The 23,880-nt window shown below is 40.7% G+C and carries 21 protein-coding genes, 1 tRNA gene and 1 rRNA gene; 12 read left to right on the top strand and 11 right to left on the bottom strand.

The window, feature by feature from the left end:
- Positions 1 to 195 precede the first annotated feature (195 nt).
- A tRNA-Met gene (locus E7413_06080) sits at positions 196 to 272 on the bottom strand.
- 175 nt (positions 273 to 447) lie between these two features.
- Between E7413_06080 and E7413_06075 the strand changes: the two genes are divergently transcribed.
- Positions 448 to 1,506, top strand: coding sequence for an NAD(P)-dependent alcohol dehydrogenase (locus tag E7413_06075; GenBank protein ID MBE7019424.1), 1,059 nt, complete (start codon positions 448 to 450; stop codon positions 1,504 to 1,506).
- A 166-nt stretch (positions 1,507 to 1,672) separates the two neighbouring features.
- Here E7413_06075 and rny read toward each other — a convergent pair whose 3' ends face one another.
- Positions 1,673 to 3,226, bottom strand: a complete 1,554-nt coding sequence (gene rny, locus E7413_06070) for a ribonuclease Y (GenBank protein ID MBE7019423.1) — start codon at positions 3,224 to 3,226, stop codon at positions 1,673 to 1,675.
- 481 nt (positions 3,227 to 3,707) lie between these two features.
- Here rny and E7413_06065 point away from each other — a divergent pair, with 481 nt between their 5' ends.
- The 11 genes from E7413_06065 to E7413_06015 all read left to right on the top strand — a co-directional run bounded on the left by E7413_06065 (position 3,708) and on the right by E7413_06015 (position 14,847).
- Positions 3,708 to 4,604: a site-specific tyrosine recombinase XerD gene (locus E7413_06065; protein MBE7019422.1), complete on the top strand. Its 897-nt coding sequence runs from the start codon at positions 3,708 to 3,710 to the stop codon at positions 4,602 to 4,604.
- An 88-nt stretch (positions 4,605 to 4,692) separates the two neighbouring features.
- The gene (locus tag E7413_06060) at positions 4,693 to 5,823 is read left to right on the top strand and encodes a D-alanyl-D-alanine carboxypeptidase (protein ID MBE7019421.1); all 1,131 of its coding nucleotides are present in this window, start codon (positions 4,693 to 4,695) and stop codon (positions 5,821 to 5,823) included.
- Between the two features lies 1 nt (position 5,824).
- Positions 5,825 to 7,354 carry a cardiolipin synthase gene (cls, locus tag E7413_06055; protein ID MBE7019420.1) on the top strand — a complete coding sequence of 510 codons (1,530 nt, stop codon included), beginning with the start codon at positions 5,825 to 5,827 and terminating at the stop codon, positions 7,352 to 7,354.
- A gap of 19 nt (positions 7,355 to 7,373) precedes the next feature.
- Entirely contained in the window at positions 7,374 to 8,012 is a 639-nt protein-coding gene (locus E7413_06050; GenBank protein MBE7019419.1) for a LytTR family transcriptional regulator, read from the top strand.
- Between the two features lie 180 nt (positions 8,013 to 8,192).
- Positions 8,193 to 9,074, top strand: a complete 882-nt coding sequence (locus E7413_06045; GenBank protein ID MBE7019418.1) for a MurR/RpiR family transcriptional regulator — start codon at positions 8,193 to 8,195, stop codon at positions 9,072 to 9,074.
- 27 nt (positions 9,075 to 9,101) lie between these two features.
- Positions 9,102 to 10,319, top strand: coding sequence for an NAD(P)/FAD-dependent oxidoreductase (locus E7413_06040; GenBank protein MBE7019417.1), 1,218 nt, complete (start codon positions 9,102 to 9,104; stop codon positions 10,317 to 10,319).
- Positions 10,320 to 10,334: 15 nt separating this feature from the next.
- The gene (locus E7413_06035) at positions 10,335 to 11,018 is read left to right on the top strand and encodes a (d)CMP kinase (GenBank protein MBE7019416.1); all 684 of its coding nucleotides are present in this window, start codon (positions 10,335 to 10,337) and stop codon (positions 11,016 to 11,018) included.
- An 8-nt stretch (positions 11,019 to 11,026) separates the two neighbouring features.
- Positions 11,027 to 11,620, top strand: a complete 594-nt coding sequence (locus tag E7413_06030; protein ID MBE7019415.1) for a 1-acyl-sn-glycerol-3-phosphate acyltransferase — start codon at positions 11,027 to 11,029, stop codon at positions 11,618 to 11,620.
- Between the two features lie 18 nt (positions 11,621 to 11,638).
- Positions 11,639 to 13,657 carry a bifunctional 4-hydroxy-3-methylbut-2-enyl diphosphate reductase/30S ribosomal protein S1 gene (locus E7413_06025; GenBank protein ID MBE7019414.1) on the top strand — a complete coding sequence of 673 codons (2,019 nt, stop codon included), beginning with the start codon at positions 11,639 to 11,641 and terminating at the stop codon, positions 13,655 to 13,657.
- An 87-nt stretch (positions 13,658 to 13,744) separates the two neighbouring features.
- Positions 13,745 to 14,377 carry a bifunctional phosphoribosyl-AMP cyclohydrolase/phosphoribosyl-ATP diphosphatase HisIE gene (locus E7413_06020; GenBank protein MBE7019413.1) on the top strand — a complete coding sequence of 211 codons (633 nt, stop codon included), beginning with the start codon at positions 13,745 to 13,747 and terminating at the stop codon, positions 14,375 to 14,377.
- A 206-nt stretch (positions 14,378 to 14,583) separates the two neighbouring features.
- Positions 14,584 to 14,847 (top strand): HPr family phosphocarrier protein, encoded by a 264-nt coding sequence (locus E7413_06015; GenBank protein MBE7019412.1) that lies wholly within the window; start codon positions 14,584 to 14,586, stop codon positions 14,845 to 14,847.
- Positions 14,848 to 14,891: 44 nt separating this feature from the next.
- Here E7413_06015 and E7413_06010 read toward each other — a convergent pair whose 3' ends face one another.
- From E7413_06010 to rrf, 9 genes are all read right to left on the bottom strand, one after another.
- A complete protein-coding gene (locus E7413_06010) occupies positions 14,892 to 16,670 on the bottom strand; it encodes an ABC transporter ATP-binding protein (GenBank protein MBE7019411.1) in 1,779 nt (592 codons plus the stop codon).
- Positions 16,663 to 18,390 (bottom strand): ABC transporter ATP-binding protein, encoded by a 1,728-nt coding sequence (locus E7413_06005; GenBank protein ID MBE7019410.1) that lies wholly within the window; start codon positions 18,388 to 18,390, stop codon positions 16,663 to 16,665. Before E7413_06005 ends, E7413_06010 begins: the two co-directional genes overlap by 8 nt.
- Before the next feature lie 75 nt (positions 18,391 to 18,465).
- On the bottom strand, positions 18,466 to 19,203 hold the full coding sequence (locus tag E7413_06000) for a nucleotidyltransferase family protein (GenBank protein MBE7019409.1): 738 nt from the start codon (positions 19,201 to 19,203) through the stop codon (positions 18,466 to 18,468).
- A gap of 39 nt (positions 19,204 to 19,242) precedes the next feature.
- Positions 19,243 to 19,947 (bottom strand): serine/threonine protein phosphatase, encoded by a 705-nt coding sequence (locus tag E7413_05995; GenBank protein MBE7019408.1) that lies wholly within the window; start codon positions 19,945 to 19,947, stop codon positions 19,243 to 19,245.
- 15 nt (positions 19,948 to 19,962) lie between these two features.
- Positions 19,963 to 21,453, bottom strand: a complete 1,491-nt coding sequence (locus E7413_05990) for a threonine synthase (GenBank protein ID MBE7019407.1) — start codon at positions 21,451 to 21,453, stop codon at positions 19,963 to 19,965.
- 291 nt (positions 21,454 to 21,744) lie between these two features.
- Positions 21,745 to 22,380 (bottom strand): TetR/AcrR family transcriptional regulator, encoded by a 636-nt coding sequence (locus tag E7413_05985; GenBank protein MBE7019406.1) that lies wholly within the window; start codon positions 22,378 to 22,380, stop codon positions 21,745 to 21,747.
- Between the two features lie 2 nt (positions 22,381 to 22,382).
- A complete protein-coding gene (locus E7413_05980) occupies positions 22,383 to 22,733 on the bottom strand; it encodes a dihydropteridine reductase (GenBank protein MBE7019405.1) in 351 nt (116 codons plus the stop codon).
- 254 nt (positions 22,734 to 22,987) lie between these two features.
- Complete coding sequence (locus tag E7413_05975; GenBank protein MBE7019404.1) at positions 22,988 to 23,287, bottom strand: hypothetical protein; 300 nt, start codon at positions 23,285 to 23,287, stop codon at positions 22,988 to 22,990.
- 360 nt (positions 23,288 to 23,647) lie between these two features.
- A 5S ribosomal RNA gene (rrf, locus tag E7413_05970) occupies positions 23,648 to 23,762 on the bottom strand.
- Positions 23,763 to 23,880 lie beyond the last annotated feature (118 nt).

Genomic DNA, 23,880 nt, shown 5'->3' with positions numbered 1-23,880 from the left:
GCAAACTTCCTCCTCATTCACTATTATTTACTACTTCCCAAAATCAACAGGTCTTTTTAGGAAAAAATGAATAAGAAAGAGGTAATAAGAACCCGACCCGATAACGCAATCAAAGATTGCGGTCGGGTGCCCCGGAACCTTGTTGTATTCACAATAAGTAAAATCGACAAGATTCTTACGAACCTTGTCGATTTTTGGTGGGCCTTCGGGGACTCGAACCCAGGACCGACCGGTTATGAGCCGGGAGCTCTAACCAACTGAGCTAAAGGCCCTTATGATCAATAAATTCCCATAAGGATACCCAAAGAGTATATCAAAAAAGCAAGACTTTGTCAATAGTTTTTCACAAATTCGAAACCTGATCACCAAAATTTCGCTGACAAAGTATAACTTGGTAAATTACGTTAAAACTATAGAGAGAAAGCTGAATCTGAAAGGAGTTTTTTCATGAAAGGTTATGCTATGATAAAAATCGGGGAAACGGGTTGGATTGAAAAAGAAAAACCGACTTGCGGCCCCTTAGATGCCATTGTTCGACCGATTTGTATTGCACCATGTACCTCAGATATTCATACCGTGTGGTCAGGAGCTCTCGGAGACCGTCACAATATGATTTTAGGACACGAAGCAGTTGGGATTGTGGACGAAGTGGGTGAACTGGTTCACGATTTTAAGCCCGGTGACAAGGTAATTGTGCCTGCGATTACCCCTGACTGGGGCACACTCTATTCTCAGGCAGGAGTTCCCATGCATTCCACCGGAATGCTGTCCGGCTGGAAGTTTTCCAACTTTAAAGACGGCGTGTTTGCCGAATATTTTCACGTAAACGAAGCAGATGCCAACTTAGCGTTACTCCCCGAGGGCGTGGACCCGGTTGCCGCTTGTATGCTCCCCGATATGGTGGTAACAGGTTTCCACGGTGCAGAACTTTGCGATATCGAATTTGGTGACACGGTTTGTGTCATCGGGATCGGTCCCGTGGGGCTTATGAGCGTAGCGGGTGCCAACAAAAAAGGGGCTGCCCGTCTGTTTGCGGTAGGCTCTCGCCCCAACTGTGTGGAAGCTGCAAAATACTACGGTGCCACCGATATTATCAATTACCGTGAAGGAGACATTGTAGAACAAATCCTTCAAAAAACAGGTGGCAGAGGGGTTGACCGTGTGATTATTGCAGGTGGCGACAACAACACCTTTGACCAGGCCATCCGAATTGTACGTGCGGGCGGTTCCATCGGAAACGTGAACTATTTGGGGGAAGGTGACACCATTTCCATCCCCCGTGTGGAATGGGGTGTTGGAATGGGACACAAGAAAATCAACGGTGGATTAACTCCCGGCGGACGCCTTAAAATGGAGAAAATGGCATCTCTTTTGGCAACGGGCAAACTGGATACCTCTCGTTTAGTCACCCATGTGTTTGAAGGTTTCGACAAAATTGAAGAAGCACTGCTTCTTATGAAAAAGAAACCCGCAGACTTAATCAAACCTGTGGTAAAAGTATGCTAATCTAAAAAAACGAAAAGGACACGGAAAAACCGTGTCCTTTCTATTTGATGATAATGCCACAAGGCGATGAGAAAAGGATGCAGAATTCGGAAATCGAACCCGAAGCTGTACTTTGTGTACAGCAAGCGGTGAGATTCACGGATTGTTCGCCTTTTATCGAGCCGTTTTATTTTGCGAAGTCTACTACGCGGGTCTCTCTGATCAAATTAACTTTAATCTGACCGGGATATTCCATTTCGCTTTCAATCTTCTTCGCAATTTCTCTACCTACCAATACCATTGCTTCGTCATTGATATCGTCGGGTTTTACCATAACACGAACTTCACGACCTGCGGAAATTGCAAATGCACGTTCCACGCCGTTGAAGGAAGTTGCAAGTTCTTCCAGTTTCTGCAGACGTTTGATATAGTTTTCAATATTTTCACGTCTTGCGCCGGGTCTTGCTGCGGAAATGGCATCAGCTGCCGCTACGATACATGCAATGGTGCTTTCAGGCTCTACATCTCCGTGATGCGCCATAATTGCATTTAAGATGATAGCATCTTCTTTGTATTTCTTCGCAACATCTGCACCAATCTGAATGTGAGAACCTTCCACTTCGTGGTCGATGGATTTACCAATATCGTGAAGCAGACCTGCACGTTTTGCTAAAGTAACGTCAATGCCCAGTTCACCGGCAATTAAACCTGCAATCTGAGCAACTTCAATGGAGTGCTGCAGCACGTTCTGACCGTAACTGGTTCTGTATTTCAAGCGTCCCAACAGACGAACCAACTCGTGATGGATGTTATGAACACCAACATCGAAGGTAGCACCTTCCCCTGCTTTTTTGATGGTCTGATCCACTTCCTTCTGGGATTTATGGAACATTTCTTCAATTCTTGCAGGATGGATACGACCGTCCTGAATCAGTTTTTCTAAGGTTAAGCGGGCAACTTCACGGCGAACCGGGTCAAATCCGCTTAAAATAACTGCTTCCGGTGTATCATCGATGATAAAGTCAATACCGGTCATCTGTTCTAAGGAACGGATGTTTCTGCCTTCACGACCAATGATTCTGCCCTTCATATCTTCGCTGGGCAGAGCCACAACGGATACGGTAACATCAGAAACATGGTCAGATGCACATCTCTGGATAGCACCGGTAATAATTTCTCTTGCTTTTTCGTCACAAGTTTCTTTGGTCTGCTCTTCAATTTCTTTAATTTTGAGAGCTGCTTCCACACGAACCTCGTCTTCAATATTTTTAATGAGGTATTCTTTGGCTTCTTCTTTGGTTAAACCGGAAATTTTTTCTAAGATTTCCAGCTGACGTTTCTGGATTTCGTTGGTAGCTTCGGTTTTTTCTTCCAACTGCTTTTCTCTTAATTTCAGGTTTTCTTCTTTTTTCTCGATGGTTTCCAGCTTTTTATCCAGATGTTCTTCCTTCTGCATATTACGCTTTTCCATCTTCTGAACTTCATTCCGACGTTCCTTGATTTCTTTGTCGGCTTCTGCTCTGGTTTTTAAAATTTCTTCCTTAGCTTCAATGAGTGCTTCTTTTTTCTTTGCTTCCGAGGCTTTGATTGCATCATTTAAAATCTTTTTCGCCTGTTCTTCTGCGCTGCCGATTTCTGCTTCTGCAATCTTTTTGCGGTATATAATACCTAAACGAAATGCAACAATAAATGCAACAAGTGCTGAACCTAAGGAAATTGCCGTTACAACTAATGGGTTCATTTGCAATCTCCGTTTCTATATAGAACACCCAAGGAAAAAGACGTTAAAAAATCAATGCCAAAATAGTTATCACGCAAAAAAACAAGTCCGCAAAGAATAAATGATACCCCTTTATCCCCGCAAAATAACAGAAAGATACACTGCCTCCCTTTCTGTTTTCGTCAAAAATAAAGGTTCATCCTAAAAAACTTGATTTCACGGAAAATGCCGATATAAAAATATGTCAACAATCTGTATTGGTTTTCGTTTTCATAACCTTTTTCATAAGGTTTCTATATCTATTTAAAATTTTGGTTATATGTAACCGCTTATATTTTATACTGTTTTTTGTAGGATGTCAAGGGTTTTTTTGATATTTTTTTGCACTTTTAGTTCCGAAAAAAAGAGAAATATGTATTTTTTGGGAAATCTCTTTACAAAAAACTTTGCAAATGTTATAATATCGGTGTAATTTTTTAGGGGAAGGAGTCTTTTTCGGAAAATGGAACAACGGGCAAAACGGTTTTATCAGTACCTTAAAAAAACCAAGCAAATGAAAGAAAACACCATACTTTCCTACCAACGGGACGTGAATGCATTTTTAAACTTCTGCCGTCAAAACGGTCATCATGACATCACAACTATCAGCGAAGATTTTGCACCGTACCTGGCGTATTTGGAAGAAATAGGACGTTCCCCGTCTACCCGATCCCGAAACATTGCCTCACTGAGAAGTTTCTTTCGGTATCTGGTAACCAAAAAACTGATTCCTTCTGACCCCACCAAAAACAAAAAATATGAAAAAGCAGCATCAAACGCTCCAAAAAGCGAAGTGCTGCTCACCACCGAAGAAATAGACCGTTTGATTATCTGCTCAAAAACGGAAGATATCAAGGGATTACGTGACTGTGCAATGTTGGAAACCCTATACGCCACAGGACTGAAAACCAGTGAGTTTTTAAAGCTTCGGGTAGATGACGTGCACTTAAAAGAAGGGTATCTCACCGTGGAAGAAGACGGACACACTCGTTATGTTCCACTGTATCGGGGTGCTGTAAGTGCTATTCGTATCTATTTGAGGCAATCCCGAAAATATCTCACGCTGGCCCACACCAACGACTATTTATTTCTCAATTTAAAGGGAGAACCTTTCTCCAGACAGGGACTTTGGAAGTTTTTGAAAGAATACGGCAAAAAAGCAAACATCTCAAAGGAAATCACGCCCCATCTCATTCGAAAGAGCATGGCTCTGCACTTGATGGAAAACGGCGCAGATTTAGAAATGGTGCAAGAGCTGTTAGGACATAAAAATATTGCTTTGACCAAAAGCTATGTGAAAAACTTCAGACCCCGTATTGTTTCGGATTACCGTAAATATCACCCCAAATCCCAGGATTAACCTCTTCTAATTTGAAAAAGCTGACATATACTGAACTATAAAAACTCGGCTGACCGACTTTCTCCGAGAATGAAAGGAATTCGATGCTATGAAATATTCTAAAAGAGTGCTGTGCTTACTGTTGTGTTTCTTGTTTACATTTCCTGTAAGCATATGGGCAAAAGCACCGTTGACAGAACCGGAAGCCTCGGCTTACATTATGATTGAAAAAGATACCGGAACCGTTCTGGCACAAAAAAACGAAACAGAACGCAGAGCGATGGCCAGCATCACTAAGCTGATGACCGTATATCTTATTTTGGAAGACATTGACAGCCAAAAACTCAGCCTTACCGATACGATAACGGCAAGCGCCAACGCCTCCGCTATGGGCGGTTCTCAGATTTATCTGAAAGAAAACGAAGAAATGGACGTGGATACCCTTTTAAAATCCATTTTCGTGGCATCTGCCAACGATGCCTGTGTAGCAATGGCGGAACACCTGGAAGGCTCCGTGGATGCCTTTGTGAAAAGAATGAACGACAAAGCAAAAGAACTGGGCCTCAATGATACTGCATACAAAAATCCCCATGGCTTGGATGAAGACGGCCATTATTCCACCGCAAAGGACATTGCCACCCTTTCCCGTTTGGTATTAAGCCACCCCTTAACCAAAACTTACTCCGGAATCTGGCAGGACACCATCAGAGACGGTACCTTTGAGTTAACCAACACCAATAAATTGGTTCACTACTACGACGGAATCACCGGCTTAAAAACAGGCTCCACCACCAATGCAGGTTCTTGTCTGAGTGCCTCCGCAAAACGAAACGGAATGGAACTCATTGCCGTGGTTTTAAATTCTCCCACCAGTGAAATGCGGTTTACCGATGCCAAACAACTGTTGGATTACGGATTTGCTAACTATCAGATTACCCAATTAACCAATCCTGAAGAAGCATATTCCAAAACAACAATTGCATACGCAAAACAAGAATCCGTAAATCTTTATCCCAAAGAAAGCCTTCCTTTTCTGCAAGAAAAAACAAGCGAAAAGGAACCTGTGAGACGTGCAGAATTTTATCCTCTGACCGCTCCCGTTTCCAAAGGGACGGTTGCCGGAAAACTTACTTTTGAGGTGGACGGAACTGTTGTGAAAGAAACCGATCTTATCATCAAAGAAGATGTGCAAAAGCAATCCTTTTGGGATGTTTTCCAGCAATTTTTAAGGATGTTGTAATATGAAGAAAAAGCTATCCGGATATATTTTCAGAAAAACCACCGCCACAGTCCTGTTAATTTTAGTGCAGCTGGGCTTTTTGGTACTGTCCTTATGGAGAATGGCAAATTACTTCCCGTACATTTACGGATTTCTGCTTTTATTGAGCCTTGCCATGTTGATTGCGGTGGTCAATTCAGAAAAGAATCCCGCTTATAAGCTTGCCTGGGTGATACCTATTCTCATTCTGCCCGTATTTGGCGGATTTTTCTATCTGATGTTCGGCACTTCCAAGGTAAGCTCCCGCTTGAAAAAAAACAGAGAAATCCAACAAAAATTCAAGCAGGAATATTTGTCCCAGAATCAAGCTGTTTGGGAGGAGGCAAACTCCGCGGATTCTGCCTCCCGCCCCTTGATGCACTATGTCAACCATGCAGGATATCCCCTGTACGCCAACGAAGGATGCGAATATTTCCCGTTGGGAGAAGATCAATTCAAAAAGATGAAAGAAGAACTTCTTCTGGCAAAAAAATACATCTTTTTAGAATATTTTATTATTGCAGACGGCAAAATGTGGGACGAAATATTAGAGATTTTAAAACAAAAAGTAACAGAGGGAGTAGAAGTCCGTGTGATTTACGATGATTGCGGCTCCTGGGGACTTTTACCGCCAAAATATGAAAAGCGTTTACGGGAAGCAGGAATTTCGTGCAGAGTATTCAATCCGTTACGCCCCAGTTTAACCATCACAATGAACAATCGTGATCACCGAAAAATTTTGATTATTGACGGAAAAGTTGGCTTTACGGGCGGCATCAACATTGGTGACGAATACATTAACCATATCTCGGTGCATGGTCATTGGAAAGACACGGCTGTGATGGTTCGCGGACAAGCTGTGAATACCTTAATCAGCCTGTTTTTTGAAATGTGGAACCTGATTGACCCGGGCGATGAAGATGTTTTAGGATATTACAACAAAGATACTGTGACCGCGGTATCCCAAGGGTATCTGCAACCTTACGGTTCTGATCCGTTCAGCCATGACCCTGTGGGAGAGTATATTTATATGGATTTAATCAACAAGGCGCAAAAAGAAATTCTGATTACCTCCCCTTATCTGATTATCGACAATGAACTCACCACCGCATTGTGTCTGGCGGCGAAAAGCGGAATCTCTGTGACGATTCTAACCCCTCATATTGCAGATAAATGGTATGTTCATCTGATGACGGTTTCTTCCTATCAGCAGCTGATTGAGGCTGGAGTCAACATCTATGAATATACTCCCGGTTTTATCCATGCAAAAATGTTTGTTGTGGACGGCAAAATTGCCACCGTGGGCACCATCAATCTGGACTATCGCAGCTTATACCTGCATTTTGAGTGTGGCATAATTTTATACGGCACAGACACGGTGAAAATAATCCAAAAAGATTTTTTAAACACGTTGAACGTTTCTCAAAAAATTCTGCCGGAGGATCTGAAGAAAATCCGCTGGTATCACCGCTTATTCCAGAGAATGGTGCAAGCATTATCTCCCCTGATGTAAGAAGTGAGGTGTTTCTTGTATGAAAATCTGTTTGATGCCCCATCCAAACACAGCTGCACGTTTTTCTTATCTCACAAGCAATTTTCGGAATCTGGCAGACATAGAAATTTGGTTTCCCGAAGAAGATTTCAACACGAAAAATGCAGATATCTTCATTTTAGAAGAGGAGCTTTCTTTCATCACTGAGCGGTTATTATCTCAACAGAATCCGCCCTTGATTGTGATTCCCAAAGAAGGAAGAACAACCAAGCGCATCCGTTATCTTCCCGATTTTTCCATGCAATTTCCAAAACTGATGAAGGAAATCAACGAACGCACACCCACGATCCAACTACAACAGAAACATAAACTTTATTTCTATAATCAGCAGGATATCCTCTATCTTCAGAAAGAAAAAAGCATCACAATTTGTTTTCGTCAGGGCACAAAAATCGTAAGCAAACAATCCTTTGAGAAGATTTCCAAGCAACTGTCTTTACAGCTGTTTTTCCCGGTGGATTGCAACACATTTGTCAACACAGCATATGTTGCTAAAATCACCGACGAAGCTGTTTTTATGGAAAACGGCAAACAGTTTCATTTTCACCCCGAATCTGCACAACAAGTAAAAAATGCTTTTTTCAAGGCAAAATATTTCAGCAACAACTCCAATGACTGAACCTGTTTTTGAATCCCACCCTCAACGCTTTGGCTTCACGAAAACAACCTGTCCCGGTCGGACAGGTTGTTTCTTTTCGGGAAAAATTCAAAAAAATTTCCGATTTTCCTTGCATTTCCCTTGAAAATATGATATACTTTTTCTTGATATGCAAATTACAAAAGAAAGCGGTTTGTAAGAATGAATATACTGGCCCGAATCAAAGAACAATCCTCTGCCTTGACCAAAAGTCAACGTCGGATTGCGGATTATCTTACCCAACATTATGCTCAGGCAGCCAATATGACTGCATCCAAGCTGGCAGAAACTGTTGCAGTTTCGGAATCCACAGTAGTGCGGTTTGCCACAGAATTGGGTTACGAAGGTTATCCGGAATTAACTGCTGCCTTGCTGGAATATTTGCGTAGTGAATCCTCTATGCTGCACCGAATGGAATCCGTTTCTTCGGCATTGGAAAATCAAGATGTGCTTTCCAAGGTGATTCAATCGGACGCCGATAACTTAAAAACCACCTTGCAGCAAATGAACCGCACTGAATTTGACAAAGCAACCGATGCATTTTTAAACGCAAAAAATATTTACATTATCGGTTTCAGAAGCTCTGCCTGTCTGGCAAGTTTCTTGGGATTTTATTGCAATTTGCTGTTCTCCAACGTAAGACTCATCCAAACCAATTCGGTATCCGAAATGTTTGAACGGATTTTACGGGTGGAAGAAGGCGATGTAGTATTCGGCATCAGCTTTCCCCGCTATTCCAGAAGAACCGTAAAGGCAATGGAATTTGCCAAATCCCGCGGTGCCACAGTCATCGCTTTAACAGACAGCGAAAAGTCTCCCATTGCACCCTTCTCCGATTGCTTAATGACGGCAAAAAGCGAAATGGTGTCCTGCGTGGATTCGTTGGTAGCGCCTTTTTCGGTGCTGAACGCATTTATCGTAAGTCTGGCTTTAAAAAAGCAAAACGAGGTAGCAACCGCCTTTGAAGAACTGGAAGCCATTTGGGATGAATACGAAGTGTATGATAAACTGGAGCTACCCGGCGACAATGCTCCGCATCTATAAATTTAATGACAAAGGAATCGGGTTTTTATGAATCAGAAAGTAGCAGTCATCGGTGGTGGCCCCGCAGGCGTTCTGGCAGCAGCCTTCAGCGCTAAAAACGGTAACGACACCGTGCTTCTGGAAAAAAATGAAAAACTCTTAAAAAAACTCTATATCACAGGAAAAGGCAGATGCAATATCACCAATCGTTGTGATATTTCAGATTTTTTTATGAATATCCCCAAAAATCCCGATTTTTTATATAGCGCCCTATACTCCTTCACCAACGAAGATGTCATTTCTCTTTTGGAATCGGTTGGTGTCAGTGTAAAAACCGAACGTGGAAACCGAGTGTTCCCCACCACTGATAAGGCAGCTACTGTTTGTGACGGACTTCGTCTGTTTCTAAAACAATCAGGTGCAAAAGTAAAGCTTTCCACTACCGTTACTGCTGTAAAAAAGCAGGGCGATTTATTTGATATTACCACCAAAGAAGGTATCCTTTCGGGTTTCCACAAAGTTATCCTGGCAACGGGAGGTAAATCGTATCCCGTAACCGGTTCTACCGGAGACGGTTACCGTTTTTCTGAAAACTTAGGACACAACATCACTCCCCTTTATGGAAACTTAGTTCCTTTAGAAACGGTCGAAGCCTACGGCAAAGAGCTTTCAGGACTGTCTCTTCGAAATGTTTCCTTAAAAATGAGAAACCAAAAAGGGAAAGTGATTTTTGAAGATTTCGGAGAAATGATGTTTACTCATTTCGGCGTAACCGGACCTCTTGTGATTTCTGCAAGTTCCCATCTACCCTCGGAACCTTGCACATTACACATTGATTTAAAACCTGCTTTGAACGAAAAGCAACTGGATGAACGTCTCTTAAAAGACTTCGGGAAGTTTGCCAACAAAGCATTCCATAATTCCTTGGGAGAACTGCTCCCGAAAAGCCTCATTCCCGTGATGGTATCTCTTTCGGAAATTGACCCACAAAAGCAATGCAATTCCATCACCCGTGAGGAACGCAAAAAACTTTTAGAATTACTAAAGAATTTCACCTTGCATATTAAAGGCAAACGTCCCATTGCAGAAGCAATTATCACCTCAGGCGGTGTGGACGTTCGGGAAATTAACCCTTCCACCATGGAATCCAAATTAGTGAAGGGACTTTATTTCTGCGGTGAATTGATTGATACCGATGCCTACACAGGCGGCTTTAATCTGCAGATTGCATATTCCACCGGCTATCTTGCCGGAACCAATGTATAGAAAGGAGTTTCTTCTATGAAACCCTATGTTGTGGCAATTGACGGTCCTGCAGGTGCAGGAAAATCCACCCTGGCAAAACGCCTTGCCAAAGAACTGAATATTGCCTATATTGACACGGGTGCTATGTACCGAACCTGTGCCCTCTATGCTATTGAATCGGGAATTGACCCAAAAGCGGATTCTCCCAAACTCCGTTCTCTGTTGGAAACTGCAGAAATCGACTTTCGCAGTGTGAATGGTGAACAGAAAATTTTCTTAAACAATCAGGATGTATCCAAAAAAATCCGAGAACCGATCATTTCCACAGGGGCATCTGATATTTCCGCAATCCCCTTTGTGCGGGATAAATTGGTGCAGATGCAAAGAAATCTTGCAAAAGGAAAATCCGTTCTGATGGACGGACGAGACATTGGAACCAATGTGTTTCCCGATGCTCAAGTGAAAATTTTTCTGACAGCAGACGTGGCTGAACGGGCAAATCGTCGTTTCTTGGAACTGCAAGCAAAAGGTGACACGTCTACTCACGAACAAGTATTGGCAGAAATGATCGCAAGAGACGAACAAGATAAAAATCGTGCTTATGCACCTCTTCGTCAGGCAGAAGATGCCCATCTTTTAGATACAACGAAAATGGATTTGGAAGAATCCTTCCATGCTTTGTTGCAATACACCAAGCAACAACTCCAAAATCTTATTTGAGGTGACTTATGTTATATCAACTCGGACGTGCACTGGTGCGTTTTGCATACTTTTTCATCTTTCGGGTGAAGGTAACGGGAAGGGAAAATATTCCTGCACAAGGCGGCATTATCTTTTGCAGTAATCATCGCAGCAATCACGATGCTCCCCTGGTGTATATTGCACAAAAAAGAAAGCTGACCTTTATGGCAAAAGATTCGCTGTTTGCCATAAAGCCCTTTGGCTGGCTTTTAAAAAAACTGGGAGCATTCCCCATTAAACGCGGTGCAGGAGATATCGGTGCCGTAAAAAAAGCAATTGAAATTGTGCAAGCAAAGAATGCGCTGGTAATGTTTCCCGAAGGAACTAGAAACCGCACCCAGGAACCTGTATTGGAATTTAAAAACGGTGCCGCGCTGATTGCAAAAAAAGGAAACGCTCTGATGGTTCCTGTGGCAATTACGGGAAGCTACCGTTGGTTTGCCAAAAAAACAGTTTCTTTCGGAACTCCCCTTGACCTTAAGGATTATGGTGAAAAACCGGATATGAAACAGGCAATCAGCGATCTTCAGAACGCAGTTGCCACAATGCTCACACAGGAAGGAACAGCAAAGAAAAACTAATTGCTGTTTTAAAAAACAATGGAAATTAAACTTGCAAAATCCGCAGGGTTCTGCTTCGGAGTGAAGCGTGCCTGCGATACTGTATATGAAGCTTTAAAAGAGCAGAAAAACCTGTATCTTTTAGGCGAACTGATTCACAATAGTCGGGTTATGAACGATATTTCAGAAAAAGGCGGTAAAACCGTGGAAGACGTGTCAGAAGTACCGTCTGATGCCACGGTGGTCATCCGTGCTCACGGAGTCCCCCCATCTATTACCAAAAATTTGGAAAAAGCCGGGATTTCATATATTGATCTCACCTGTCCTTTTGTAAAAAAGATTCACAAAATTGTGGAAGAGGAATCCAAAAAAGGCCAAAAGATTATTATCTACGGCAAAAAAGAACACCCGGAAGTGGTAGGGATTTCCGGCTATTGCAATGATGCTGTCATCACAATGGATTATGAGGAAATAAAAGATAGTATAAAATCGGATGATCACATCAGTGTGGTAGCGCAAACCACCATGGAAAAAGAGAAATTTTACAATTTCATTAAATTTTTAAAAAAGGGTTGTAATTTTGTATCAATATTTGATACAATATGTAGTGCAACCAGGCAAAGACAAGCTGAAGCAGAAGATTTGGCAAAAGAATCTGACCTGATGCTTGTGATCGGCGGCAAGAAAAGCTCCAATACAATGGAGCTTTGGAAGAAGTCAAAAGCCGTTTGCCCACACACTTATCTTATCGAATCGGCGGAAGATTTAAAAATGCTGATTCGTGATAATCTCAGTTTAAAAAATATATTATATACAAATTTCAATGTAGTAGGTGTTACAGCAGGCGCATCTACCCCAAGCTGTAGCATCGAGGAGGTAATTTCAGTCATGGCAGAAGAAAAAATCGTAACTAGTGAATTCGAGGAACAACTGGAGAACTATTTGGTAAGCCCCGTGCATATCAATAAAAGAGTTACTTGCACAGTTGAACAGATCACTGAAACCGAAGTTCGCGTTAGCATCCCCGGTTACAAAGGCTTAGGCTTTATTCCGGCAGATGAATTAACCGACGATTCCAGCGTAAAACCCGCTGATCTGGTTAAAATTGGTGATGAAATCAACGCTATCGTTATTAAACCCAACGATGTGGAAGGAACTTGTCTGTTGTCCAAAAAGAAAGTGGATTCCGAAGTAAACATGACAGTTGTTAAAGAAGCATTTGAATCCGGAGCAATCTTAGAAGGGAAAGTTGTATCTGTCATTAAGGGCGGTTTGTTAGTTTCTGTCAACAGTGTTAGAGTATTCGTTCCTGCTTCTCAGGCAGCTTTAAGATTCGTGCAGGATTTAACCGTTATGCAGAATCAGACTGTTTCTTTAAAAATCATTGATTTTGATGACAGAAGAAACAGAGCAACCGGTTCCATCAAAGTGGTATTAGCCGCAGAACAGAAAGAAAAAGAAGCGAAATTCTGGGCAGAAGCTGAAGAAGGCAAAACCTATCAGGGTACCGTAAAATCTTTAACCACCTTTGGTGCGTTTGTTGATATCGGCGGTGTTGACGGTTTAGTTCATATCACCGAACTGTCCTGGTCCAGAATCAAACATCCTTCCGAAGTTGTAAAAGTTGGTCAGGAAATCGAAGTATACATCAAAGCTTTAGATACCGAAAAGAAAAAGATTTCTTTAGGCTTCAAAAAAGAAATTGACAATCCTTGGAATAAATTTATGAACACAGTGAACTTAAACGATGTAATCACCGTTAAAATCGTTCGCATTGTTCCCTTTGGCGCATTTGCAGAAATTCTGCCCGGCGTTGACGGTTTAATCCACATTTCTCAGATTGCAAACAAACATATTGCAAAACCTGAAGATGAACTGTCCTTAGGTATGCAGGTAGACGTTAAAGTAATTGAAATTGATGCAGATAAGAAAAAAGTTAGCTTAAGCATCAGAGAATTACTGGCTCCTTCCGAACATAAGGATGCAGAAAAAGCAGAAGCAACTGCTGAAGAAGCTACCGAAGAAGCTACCGAAGAAGTAGCAGAAGATGCTGAATAATTTGTAAAAGCAAATTAAGTAATGAAATATTTCCGCAGAGCTCTCTGCGGAAATATTCTCATTATAGGAAAAGAAGGTTCTAAAAAAATGTCATACTTAGAAAAGTTAAAATTCAACGAAGACGGGCTCATTCCCGCAGTGGTGCAAGATTATGATACCGGTACTGTTTTGATGGTTGCCTATATGACCAAAGAAACCCTGGAAAAATCTATCGCGACCGGGAAAACTGTGTTTTTCTCCCGTAGCCGCCAGAAAGAGTGGTTAAAAGGTGAAGAAAGCGGAAATTTCCAGAACATCGTGGAAATTTCTGCAGACTGTGATTATGATACCCTGCTCATTAAAGTTACCTTAGAAGGTGACAAAGTTAGCTGTCACACAGGCGAATATTCCTGTTTCTTCAATCGGATTGAAGACAGTGAATATGTGCACAAATCCAACGAAAAACTGATTTTGCAGCGAATTTATGATACTGTTGTTGACAGAAGCAAAAATCCTGTGGAAGGCGCATATACCAACTACCTTTTAGAAAAAGGGATTGATAAAATCTTAAAAAAGGTTGGCGAAGAATCCGCCGAAGTGATTATCGCATCCAAAAACAATGCTCCTGATGAGGTCATCTATGAAACTGCTGATTTAATGTATCATCTTTCTGTGATGTTATTCGACAGAGGCGTTACCTGGCAGGAAATTTTTGAGGAATTAAAGAAGCGAGAAAAATAATTTTTTTTAGAAAATCAACAATAAAATTCCAAAAAAAGTATTGACCTTTTTGATAAAATATGATATTATTTTACTACGATGGGGCAATTTTATTTGATAAATAGCTCCGAATGTAAAATTCTGCATATAATAAACTATGCCATATTGTAAACTATACCAATGAGTACTTTGTTTTTCACAATTATGGAGTAAGGATGGTTTTTGACATGTTTGAAAAAGAAGTTGTGGTTCAGAATCAGGTTGGTCTGCATGCAAGACCTGCTACCTTTTTTATCCAGAAAGCAAATGAATTTAAAAGCAATATCTGGGTAGAAAAAGAAGAACGCAAAGTAAGTGCAAAAAGCTTGCTGGGGGTTCTCTCTTTGGGCATCACTCAGGGAACCAGCATCAAAATTGCAGCAGATGGCTCTGATGCCGAAGTCGCTGTAGAAGCTTTAGTAGCACTTGTTAGTTCTAACTTCAGCGAATAATCCAATCAACATAAAAAGAGGTTACCGAATCGGTAACCTCTTTTTTATTGTTCTGTTTGTTTGGTATAATAGTTATAGTATGCACCTTGTTTTGCCAGCAGTTCCTCATGGGTTCCTTCTTCCACCACATTGGTATCTCCGATAACTAAAATTCTGTCAGAGCCCACAATGGTAGATAAGCGGTGTGCAATCATCAAGGTCGTTCTACCTTCCATCAGGTGTTTTATTCCTTCAATGATTAGCTGTTCTGTTTCGGTATCAATATTGGCAGTTGCTTCGTCCAACACTAAAATTTTCGGATTTAAAAGCATTGTTCTTGCCAAAGAGATGAGCTGACGCTGTCCGATAGACAAGCTGCTCCCCTTTTCGGAAACTTGGGTATGATAACCGTCCTTCATCCGAATGATAAAATCGTGAGCACAAACCGCTTTGGCTGCTGCAATCACTTCTTCATCGGTGGCATCCAGTCGTCCGTAACGAATATTCTCCATAATGGTGCCGGAGAAGATATAGCTTTCCTGCAACATATAACCAACCTGTCTTCTTAGCGAATGCATTGTAATATCACGAATATCATGCCCGTCAATCCTGATATTTCCAGACTGAATCTCGTAATAACGGGATAAAAGATTTACTATGGTAGTCTTCCCTGCTCCGGTCTGCCCCACAAAGGCAATTCGCTCTCCGGGATTGATATGAAAATTCAAATCCTTCAAAACATATCCTTTATCTTCATCATACAAAAAGTCCACATCGGAATATTCAATTTCTCCCTTGATATCGGGTAACTCGTATGCATCGGGAGAGTCTTTAATTTCCTCCGGTTCCTCCAGCGTTTCTAAAATTCTCTCCAGATAACTCATATTGGTAATCAGCTGATTATACAGATTGGATAAGTTGTTGATGGGATTCCATAACCGACGCAAATAGTTGATAATGGAAATAGTCACCCCAACAGTAATTGCTTCGCCGGAAATGACCATCACTGCAGCAAAATAAGTTACACAAGCCGTCAATTCCGACAATAAAGATGTACTCAAGGGAATCATAAACTCAATCCCCACCGTCTTCATCCAATGACGGTACACCTGAACAGATAAGTCTGTAAAAATACGCTCGTTTTTTCGCCGTCTGCCAAAGGCCTGAGTCACACGGACTCCATTGATACTTTCCATTAAGTAAGCAGTTAAGTTACTGTTTTTATCGTTAAAGGTTCTGCGGATTTTTCGTTGCACCTTTTTAATCAGATGCATTACAATTAGAAGCACCGGTATCCCGCAAAGGGCAACCAACGTCAGTTTCACATTGATAGCAAACATAAAACTTACTACCGCCACCAGTGAGAACACATCCAGCACTGCATTGGCAATAATGTTGGAAAATAGTTCTGCCAACGAGTTTATGTAGTTGGTCACACGGATTAAAATTTTGCCGTGTGGTCTGGTATCAAAAAAGACGAAAGGCAATTTTTGAATATGTGCAAACAAGTCTGTTCGGATATCAAAGATAATAGACTGCCCTACTTTGATTAAATGCTTCATTCTGAATCTTGATACCAAAATATTCACAAGAACCATCGTAGCAAGAAAACCGCCACAGGTATATAGCAACTGATAGTTTTCGTTAACGATAGCATCATCAAACACAATTTTCATAATATAGGGCACAATCGTGGAAGAAAGCACCCCAATGGCAATGACAAAAATGGTTAAGAGCAGTTCCCACCAATACTTTTTCACATATTTGAAAACAATGCCCCACTCTTTTTTGCCGAATTTGATTTTTAATTCTTCGTCTTGATGAAATCGATTGATTTTAGCCATGGATACCACCTCCGTACTGGTGTACATACACCCCATAGTAGTATCCTTCCTGTTGGGAAAGAAGTTCAAAGTGGGTACCTTTTTGAATCAGTTCCCCCTCTTTTAACACTAAAATCATGTCACAATCTTTCACGGAGGAAATTTTTTGGGAAATAATAAACACCGTTTTATCGGTACAGTTTTTAGAAAGTGCTTCCCGAATTTTTTCTTCCGTTTCGGAATCCAAAGCTGAGGTAGTATCATCCAATACCAAAATAGCAGGATTTTTTAAAATCGCACGGGCTAACGAAAGACGTTGCTTTTGGCCGCCCGACAAGGTGACCCCACGTTCTCCGATTACAGTTTCATATCCTTCGGGCAATTTTTCGATAAATTCATCTGCCATAGCAATCTGTGCCGCACGCTTAATTTCTTCCATAGATGCTTTGGGGTTACCATAAGAAATGTTGGCACCAACGGTATCAGAAAAAAGGAACACTTCCTGTTGGGAGGCAGAAACTGAATTTCTCACAGTTTCTAAATCTAACTCCTGCAAAGGAATATCATCAATGAGAATCACGCCCTCATCCGGATCATAAAAACGGGAAATGAGTTGAATGAGAGAAGTCTTTCCGGAACCCGTCTGCCCCATAATACCAATTCTCATTCCCGGCTCTGCCATAAAACTGATATTCTTTAGTGCAGATGTTCCTTCATATGACAGGCTGACATTGTCAAATTCCACTTTTCCCAAAACAGATGTATTTTGCACTTCTTTCTCATTGGAAATTTTAGGTTCCTCTTCTAAAAGTGCCATCATTTTTTCATAAGATGCAAAACTATTGATCGTGGCATTGGTCAAAGCACCAACCATAGTCAATGGTCCCGTTACCATCCAGATCATACTGTTAAACATAATAAGATCACCTAAGGTAATCACATCCTGAATAACCAAAACTCCGCCTATAAATACCATATAGAGCTGCACAATACCGTAAATATTCTGTAAAAAAGGCAAATATTTTCGGGAAGTCATAGCAATATCCATCTGAGCCTCTCGAAATTCTTTGTTAACCCCATCCATTCGCTTGTTTTCGTAATCTTCTCTCACAAATGCTTTCACAGCTCTTTGTGCCCAAATATTCTCGCTGACTACGGTATTCAAATCAGCCTGCACCGTTCTCAAATGTCGATACCGTTTTTTCTGTTGTTTTGCCATCTGTGTCGTCAGAATACTGACCACCGGAATCACAAATAACAAGATGGCTGACAATCTTAAATTGATATAAAAGACTAATATCAAAATTGCGCCCAGAAAAATTGCAATATTTTCCAAAGCGGTAAATACCGTATGAGCAAAGAACTGTCGGACAGTATCAATATCCGATGTCATCTGTGTCATAGTTTCGCCTGTGGAATGTCTGTCAAAATATTCAAAATCCAGCTCCATCAGTTTCCGAAATCCGCGACGTCGAAGTCCCAATACCATTTTTTGAGTAATGCTTTCTATTTTCATCTGAGCAAAGTATCGCAGGAATAATCGCCCTGCCGCAACCCCCGCAATACCCAATACTACAGGAATAATCAAATTTGTGTTTCCGCCCAAAAGCACATCGTCCACGATGGTTTTTGTGAAAAACGGATTTAAGAGTCCTAAAATCGCCGCAATAATGATCAAAAAGAGCATACAAAAATAAGTGCCGTAATGCCCTTTTAAAAGTCCTAACATATTCTTTTTCACAAAACCCACCTCGCTTTTCCTGAAAAAGAGGCTGTTTGAAAGGAAAAATTCCTTTCAAACACCCTCATCATTATCTTACTGATCTCCAAACTTTTCGCATACTTCACGATAAGAATCATGAGTTCCGATATCATAGCATTCTCCCTGGAATTTGTAAGCATATACCGGTTTTTTATCGTGCAACCAGGAAGGGAAGAAACCGGGCGCATCCGGATTGTTTCCTTCCTCTAAGTACTGCTTAATCATCGGGAGGGTATCTTTTCTGTAAATATAGGAGGCAAATGCCGCACAATTGGATTTGGGATTTTCGGGTTTTTCTTCCAGTGCCAGAACCTGTCCTTTTTCATCCATAATTACATTTGCCATTCGCTGCAGTTCTTTAATTTCATTGATTTCTTTCACCAAAATACTGTCAAAACCATTCTGACGGTAAAAATCCAGATAGTCATTTAAGGGAAAAGTAAAGAAGTTGTCCCCTGCCATAATCAAAACATCTTCATCAATTTTACCGTTTTCAATGGTAAACCAGATATCGCCGATTGCTCCCAATTTGTTGGAATCATCGGTGGTGTTATCGTCTAAAACAGTCACTTTCAAACGAGTTTTGCGAGTTTTTGCCCAATCGGAAAAATTCGTAAAAAATTTGTGATTAGAAATGATAAACATTTCATCAATTTCGGGGATGGTTTCAATTTCATCGGTAATAAAATCCAAAATAGATTTTTTCCCGATGGGTAACAATCCTTTTGGGGTATCCTTGGTTAAAGGATAAAGTCTGGTCGCGTAACCTGCTGATAACACAATTGCTTTCATGTTTTGTCCTCCTAACAATTTTTAAAGTCCTTTTCGCATTTATTCTTTAATTTTTAAGGGCATAAATTCTAAAAAATCTGCTGAAATCAGTTGATAGTTCACTCCGTTATATTCACCTACAAAAGCATTTTCAATGCCCTTTGCATGAAGATGACCGTAGTAACAGTGTTTAATTTCATACTTTTCCAAAATTTCCCGAATAGGATTGTTCGTTTCGGGATTCTGTTTATAAATCGGCGGATAATGTAAAAATGCCACAACAGGAAGCTCGGGATGCTCCTTTTTTGCTGCCTCAATGGACAACGCTAAGCGGATTGCTTCCCGATGGGTCAATTTTTCATCTTCTTCCCCGTGGGCAGTAATATCCCAGCCACGGCTTCCGCATATCAAGGTATTTTCCACCAAAAAGAAATTGTTATGAAGAATTTGCACAGAAGAAAATCCTTGCTCAAACAAAAATTTTTCCATTTTAGACATGGTGGTAAAAAAGTAATCGTGATTCCCTTTGGCAATAATTTTTTTGCCCGGAAGTGATTCTAAAAACTGAAAATCTGCCACCGATTGCTCCAGATAAGTTGCCCAGGAAAAATCACCGGGTAAAATCACCGTATCCTCATCGGTAACATAATTATTCCAATTTTCATATAACTTATCGGTGTAGTCTTCCCAGGCTTTTCCAAACACGTTCATCGGTTTGTTGATACCAAAGGGAAGATGCAAATCCGAAATTGCAAAAATTGCCATAGATTCACTCCATTTTTATGATAAAAACTTGGTAACAGTTTCCTTCATAGATGTTTTTTCACAAGCAGATAGGAACCGTTGCTCTTCGGTCTTAAGTTCCCAAAGCTGTTTGGGAATTTCTAAGCCCGAAATTTCTTTTAATAATGCCAAACGCTCAAATTCATCTTCGCAGGGTTTATTCTGCTCTAATGCATTCAGCACGTTTTCATTGAATTTATAGGGACTTGCAGTGGATGCAATCACACAAATTTTTTGGTCTTCAGTTTCTTCACGGTATTTCTTTAACACGTAGGATGCCACCGCAGTATGGGTATCCATCAAATAGTCTTCTTCTTGGAATGTTTTCTTGATTTCTGCTAAAGTGTCTTCTTCGGAAGCATATCCTGCAAAGAAATCGTTTTTGATAGTTTCTTTCATACGATCGGTTACTTCATAGCTTCCTTTTTCGGAAAGTTGTTTCATAATGGTGCTGATATATGCATCATCTTTTCCGCTGATATCATATAAATATCGCTCTAAATTGGAAGAAATTAGAATATCCATAGAAGGAGACATGGTCAGATGAAATTCTCTGTTACGGTTATAAACACCGGTATTGATAAAATCGGTCAACACGTTATTGCAGTTGGATGCACAAATCAGTTTTCCAACGGGAAGTCCCATCTTTTTCGCATAATATGCTGCTAAAATGTTACCAAAGTTTCCTGTGGGCACGCATACGTTAAAGGTATCTCCCAAAGTAATTTTACCTGCTTTCACCAAATCACAGTAAGCAGAAATGTAATATACCACCTGAGGCACCAGTCTGCCCCAGTTCATAGAGTTTGCAGAGGATAAAATAATCCCTTTTTCATTTAATTCTTCCCGATATGATTCATCGGTAAAAATGGTTTTTACGCCGGTCTGCGCATCGTCAAAGTTGCCCACTACGCCGGAAACAAACACGTTGTTCCCTTTTTGGGTTACCATCTGCAGTTTCTGAATCTCAGAAACACCATCCTTAGGATAGAACACCACCACTTTGGTGCCATCCACATCGGCAAAGCCGTCTAATGCAGCTTTCCCGGTATCACCACTGGTTGCAACTAAAATACAAACGGTACGGTCATCTCCTGTCTTTTTCACAGATGCGGTTAACAGATGAGGCAACATCTGTAATGCCATATCCTTAAATGCACAGGTGGGCCCGTGCCATAATTCTAAGTAAGCAGTCTTATCGTCTGTATAATGAATCGTAGTGGGTTCTCCTGCTCCAAATTTACCGTTTCCGTATGCTTTTTCGCAATAAACTTCCAGCTCTTCCACGGTAAAATCTTCTAAAAACAAACCTAAAACGGTTGCTGCACGCTGAATGTAGCTCTGATTCATCAATTTCTCATAAATTTCTTTAGTCAGTGCTGGAAACACTTCCGGCACAAATAAGCCGCCATCGGCAGATAAACCTTGCTTCATCGCCATCGCCGATGCTACTTTATATTCCTTATTTCTTGTACTGTTGTATTGCATACTGTCCTCCATCGTACAAATAAAATTCGGGGGAAATGACACACGCCGTCATTTTTATTGTATAACATTTTGACATAGATTTCAAGTTTTTTTAGAAAAAAAAACTGTTTTTATACTATCAAATCAAGACAATTCTTTGGATATTTATGCCTATATAATAGAATGAGTCTTTATACGAGATAAGTATAGAGATACAGAATTGACATTTTCTTCATTTTCTATGAATAACTACAGATGAACAAAAAGGAACAAGGCATATTTCAACCTTGCTCCTATAGGGCAATATGTAGTTCAATAAATTGGGATTTGCCATTTCCTTCCGTGAATACAACCTTGAATGATCATAGAAATGTCTTCAATACTTTTTTGACAATCATCCTTCAACCACTCCGCAATGATTGCGGTAATGCCGTTGAGATAGAACATCATAACATAGTTCTGTTCATCTCTTGGGTAGTGAAATCTGTCCAATATGGGTTTAAATACATTGTCAAACAACCTATGAAAAATTTCTGTTGTATCAAATGTTTTTGGTTGTGACAGCATTGCTGAAAACACCCGCTGATTCTCTTTGATAAATAAAAGGTATGGATGCAGGTACTTCTCGTTAATAAAATCTAGTTCCTGCAAATCACAGTTCTCATATTTTGTTGCTATTTTTTCTATGTCATCTGAAACTACATCAGAAGAAAAATAGGAACAAAAGTTGTCCAACACATATCTTATAGTTTCTTTCAATAAATCAACTGTGTTTTCATAGTGAAGATAAAAGGTTGAACGGTTAACCTCCGCCTTTTCACAAATCTCACGAATTGTTATATACTCAAACGGTTTCTTTTCGAGCAAGAAAAGGAGTGCCTTATCAAATCTCACCGCAGTATTAAAGTATTTGCTTTCTGATTTATTCAAAAAGGCACCTTCTTTCATATTTACTCTTCACTGATTTGGCGAGCAAGTTCTACAATTTCATAAGCATATTTGGCTTTGTCCTTTTCAAGCATCTTCTTGTAGATGGGATAATTGATGCTGCAACCGATTAGACCAATAATACCAATTATAATACCAAGAACCATGCCAACCCAACCTCTGCCGATTACCTGCATTGCCAAACACATACCAGTACCAAATACAAGTGAGGAAACGATGCCAAACGAGTATGTGAAAATATTAGCAGGAAGTTTTGCTTTGTTATCCAACTTTTTAAGGGCAACGATTTTGGAACTTTCTTTTGGTGCATAGTCCTTTGCTATAGATTCAGCAATAATTTTATCTGTGTTCATATAAAAACCTCCTTTTTTTGTTTTTACGGTACTATTTTACCACCAAAACAGGAGGAATTGAACAACATGATGTTGCAAATATGTTGATTTAAAAATTAAATGCTATTTTTTCGAACCATTGGTCAAAGTCTTATTTGTGCAATTCCTTCTAACGTATAGACAACATAATCAGCTAAAAGTTTCAATTTCTAACTGTATTATAACATACTTTCAATCATTTTTCAAGCAGCACAAACTTATACGAAGAAAAAAGGTTACGCAAATAACGCTTCCTTGTGCAGAAAAATGGATGCCCAATGGGGATTAGTAGGGGCGGTGGATTTGTCCCCGCCCGTGTTATGAAACGAAAAAACGGGAGGCGATGGAACACCTCCCCTACAACCCATTGTACGCCGTTTTACCTTATTGTAGGGACAGATGAGCATCTCTGCCCGTTTTAGGTACGGCAAAACGAAGCGTTCATCAAAATCATACAGCGGGACGGTGTGGGCACCGTCCCCTACAACGTACAGCATAACGGTACGCCGAGTGATGAAGTCCATCCGTTTTGCCAAATATATCGTTTCCTTGTGCAGAAAAACGGATGCAGAATGGAGAAAGTTTTCAAAAAGTCGGATAGAAAAAATATTTGCGCAGGAAAAAAGTCGTCAGATGTGCAAACGGCACCCGCAGGGAAGTTCCCGAAGCCGTACATTGGGTACGGCGAGTGGTGCTGTTTATCTTGGTTCTGAGGTATTTTACATTAGAAAATATTTGCGAAGAAAAATGAGAACAGAATTCGGAAATTGAATCAAGGCAACGCCTTGACGGAGCCCTCGGCTGTACCGAGTGTACGCCGAGGGTGAAATTCACGGATTCTGACTCATTTTTCAAGCAAAACAAAAAAGCCACCTTTAGGGTGGCTTTCTTGTTAAAACCGGCAACTATCTATCTTCCCGGGCAGTCTCCCGCCAAGTATTTTCGATGCATGAGAGCTTAACTTCCGTGTTCGGGATGGGAACGGGTGGGGCCTCTCCGCTAGTCACCGGTATGGTTGAAAGTATCTTGTACCTTCAAAACCGAATAATACGAACTTTGCTTATGACAGATTCTGTAACTTTGTTTCCTTGTATCACTTATGCATATCTTCTATGCTCTGGTCAAGTCC

The sequence above is a fragment of the Oscillospiraceae bacterium genome (assembly GCA_015068645.1).
Classification (GTDB): Bacteria; Bacillota; Clostridia; order UMGS1840; family UMGS1840; genus SIG452.
Note: the sequence above shows the minus strand (reverse complement) of the source record. Positions and strands in the feature narration are given on the sequence as shown.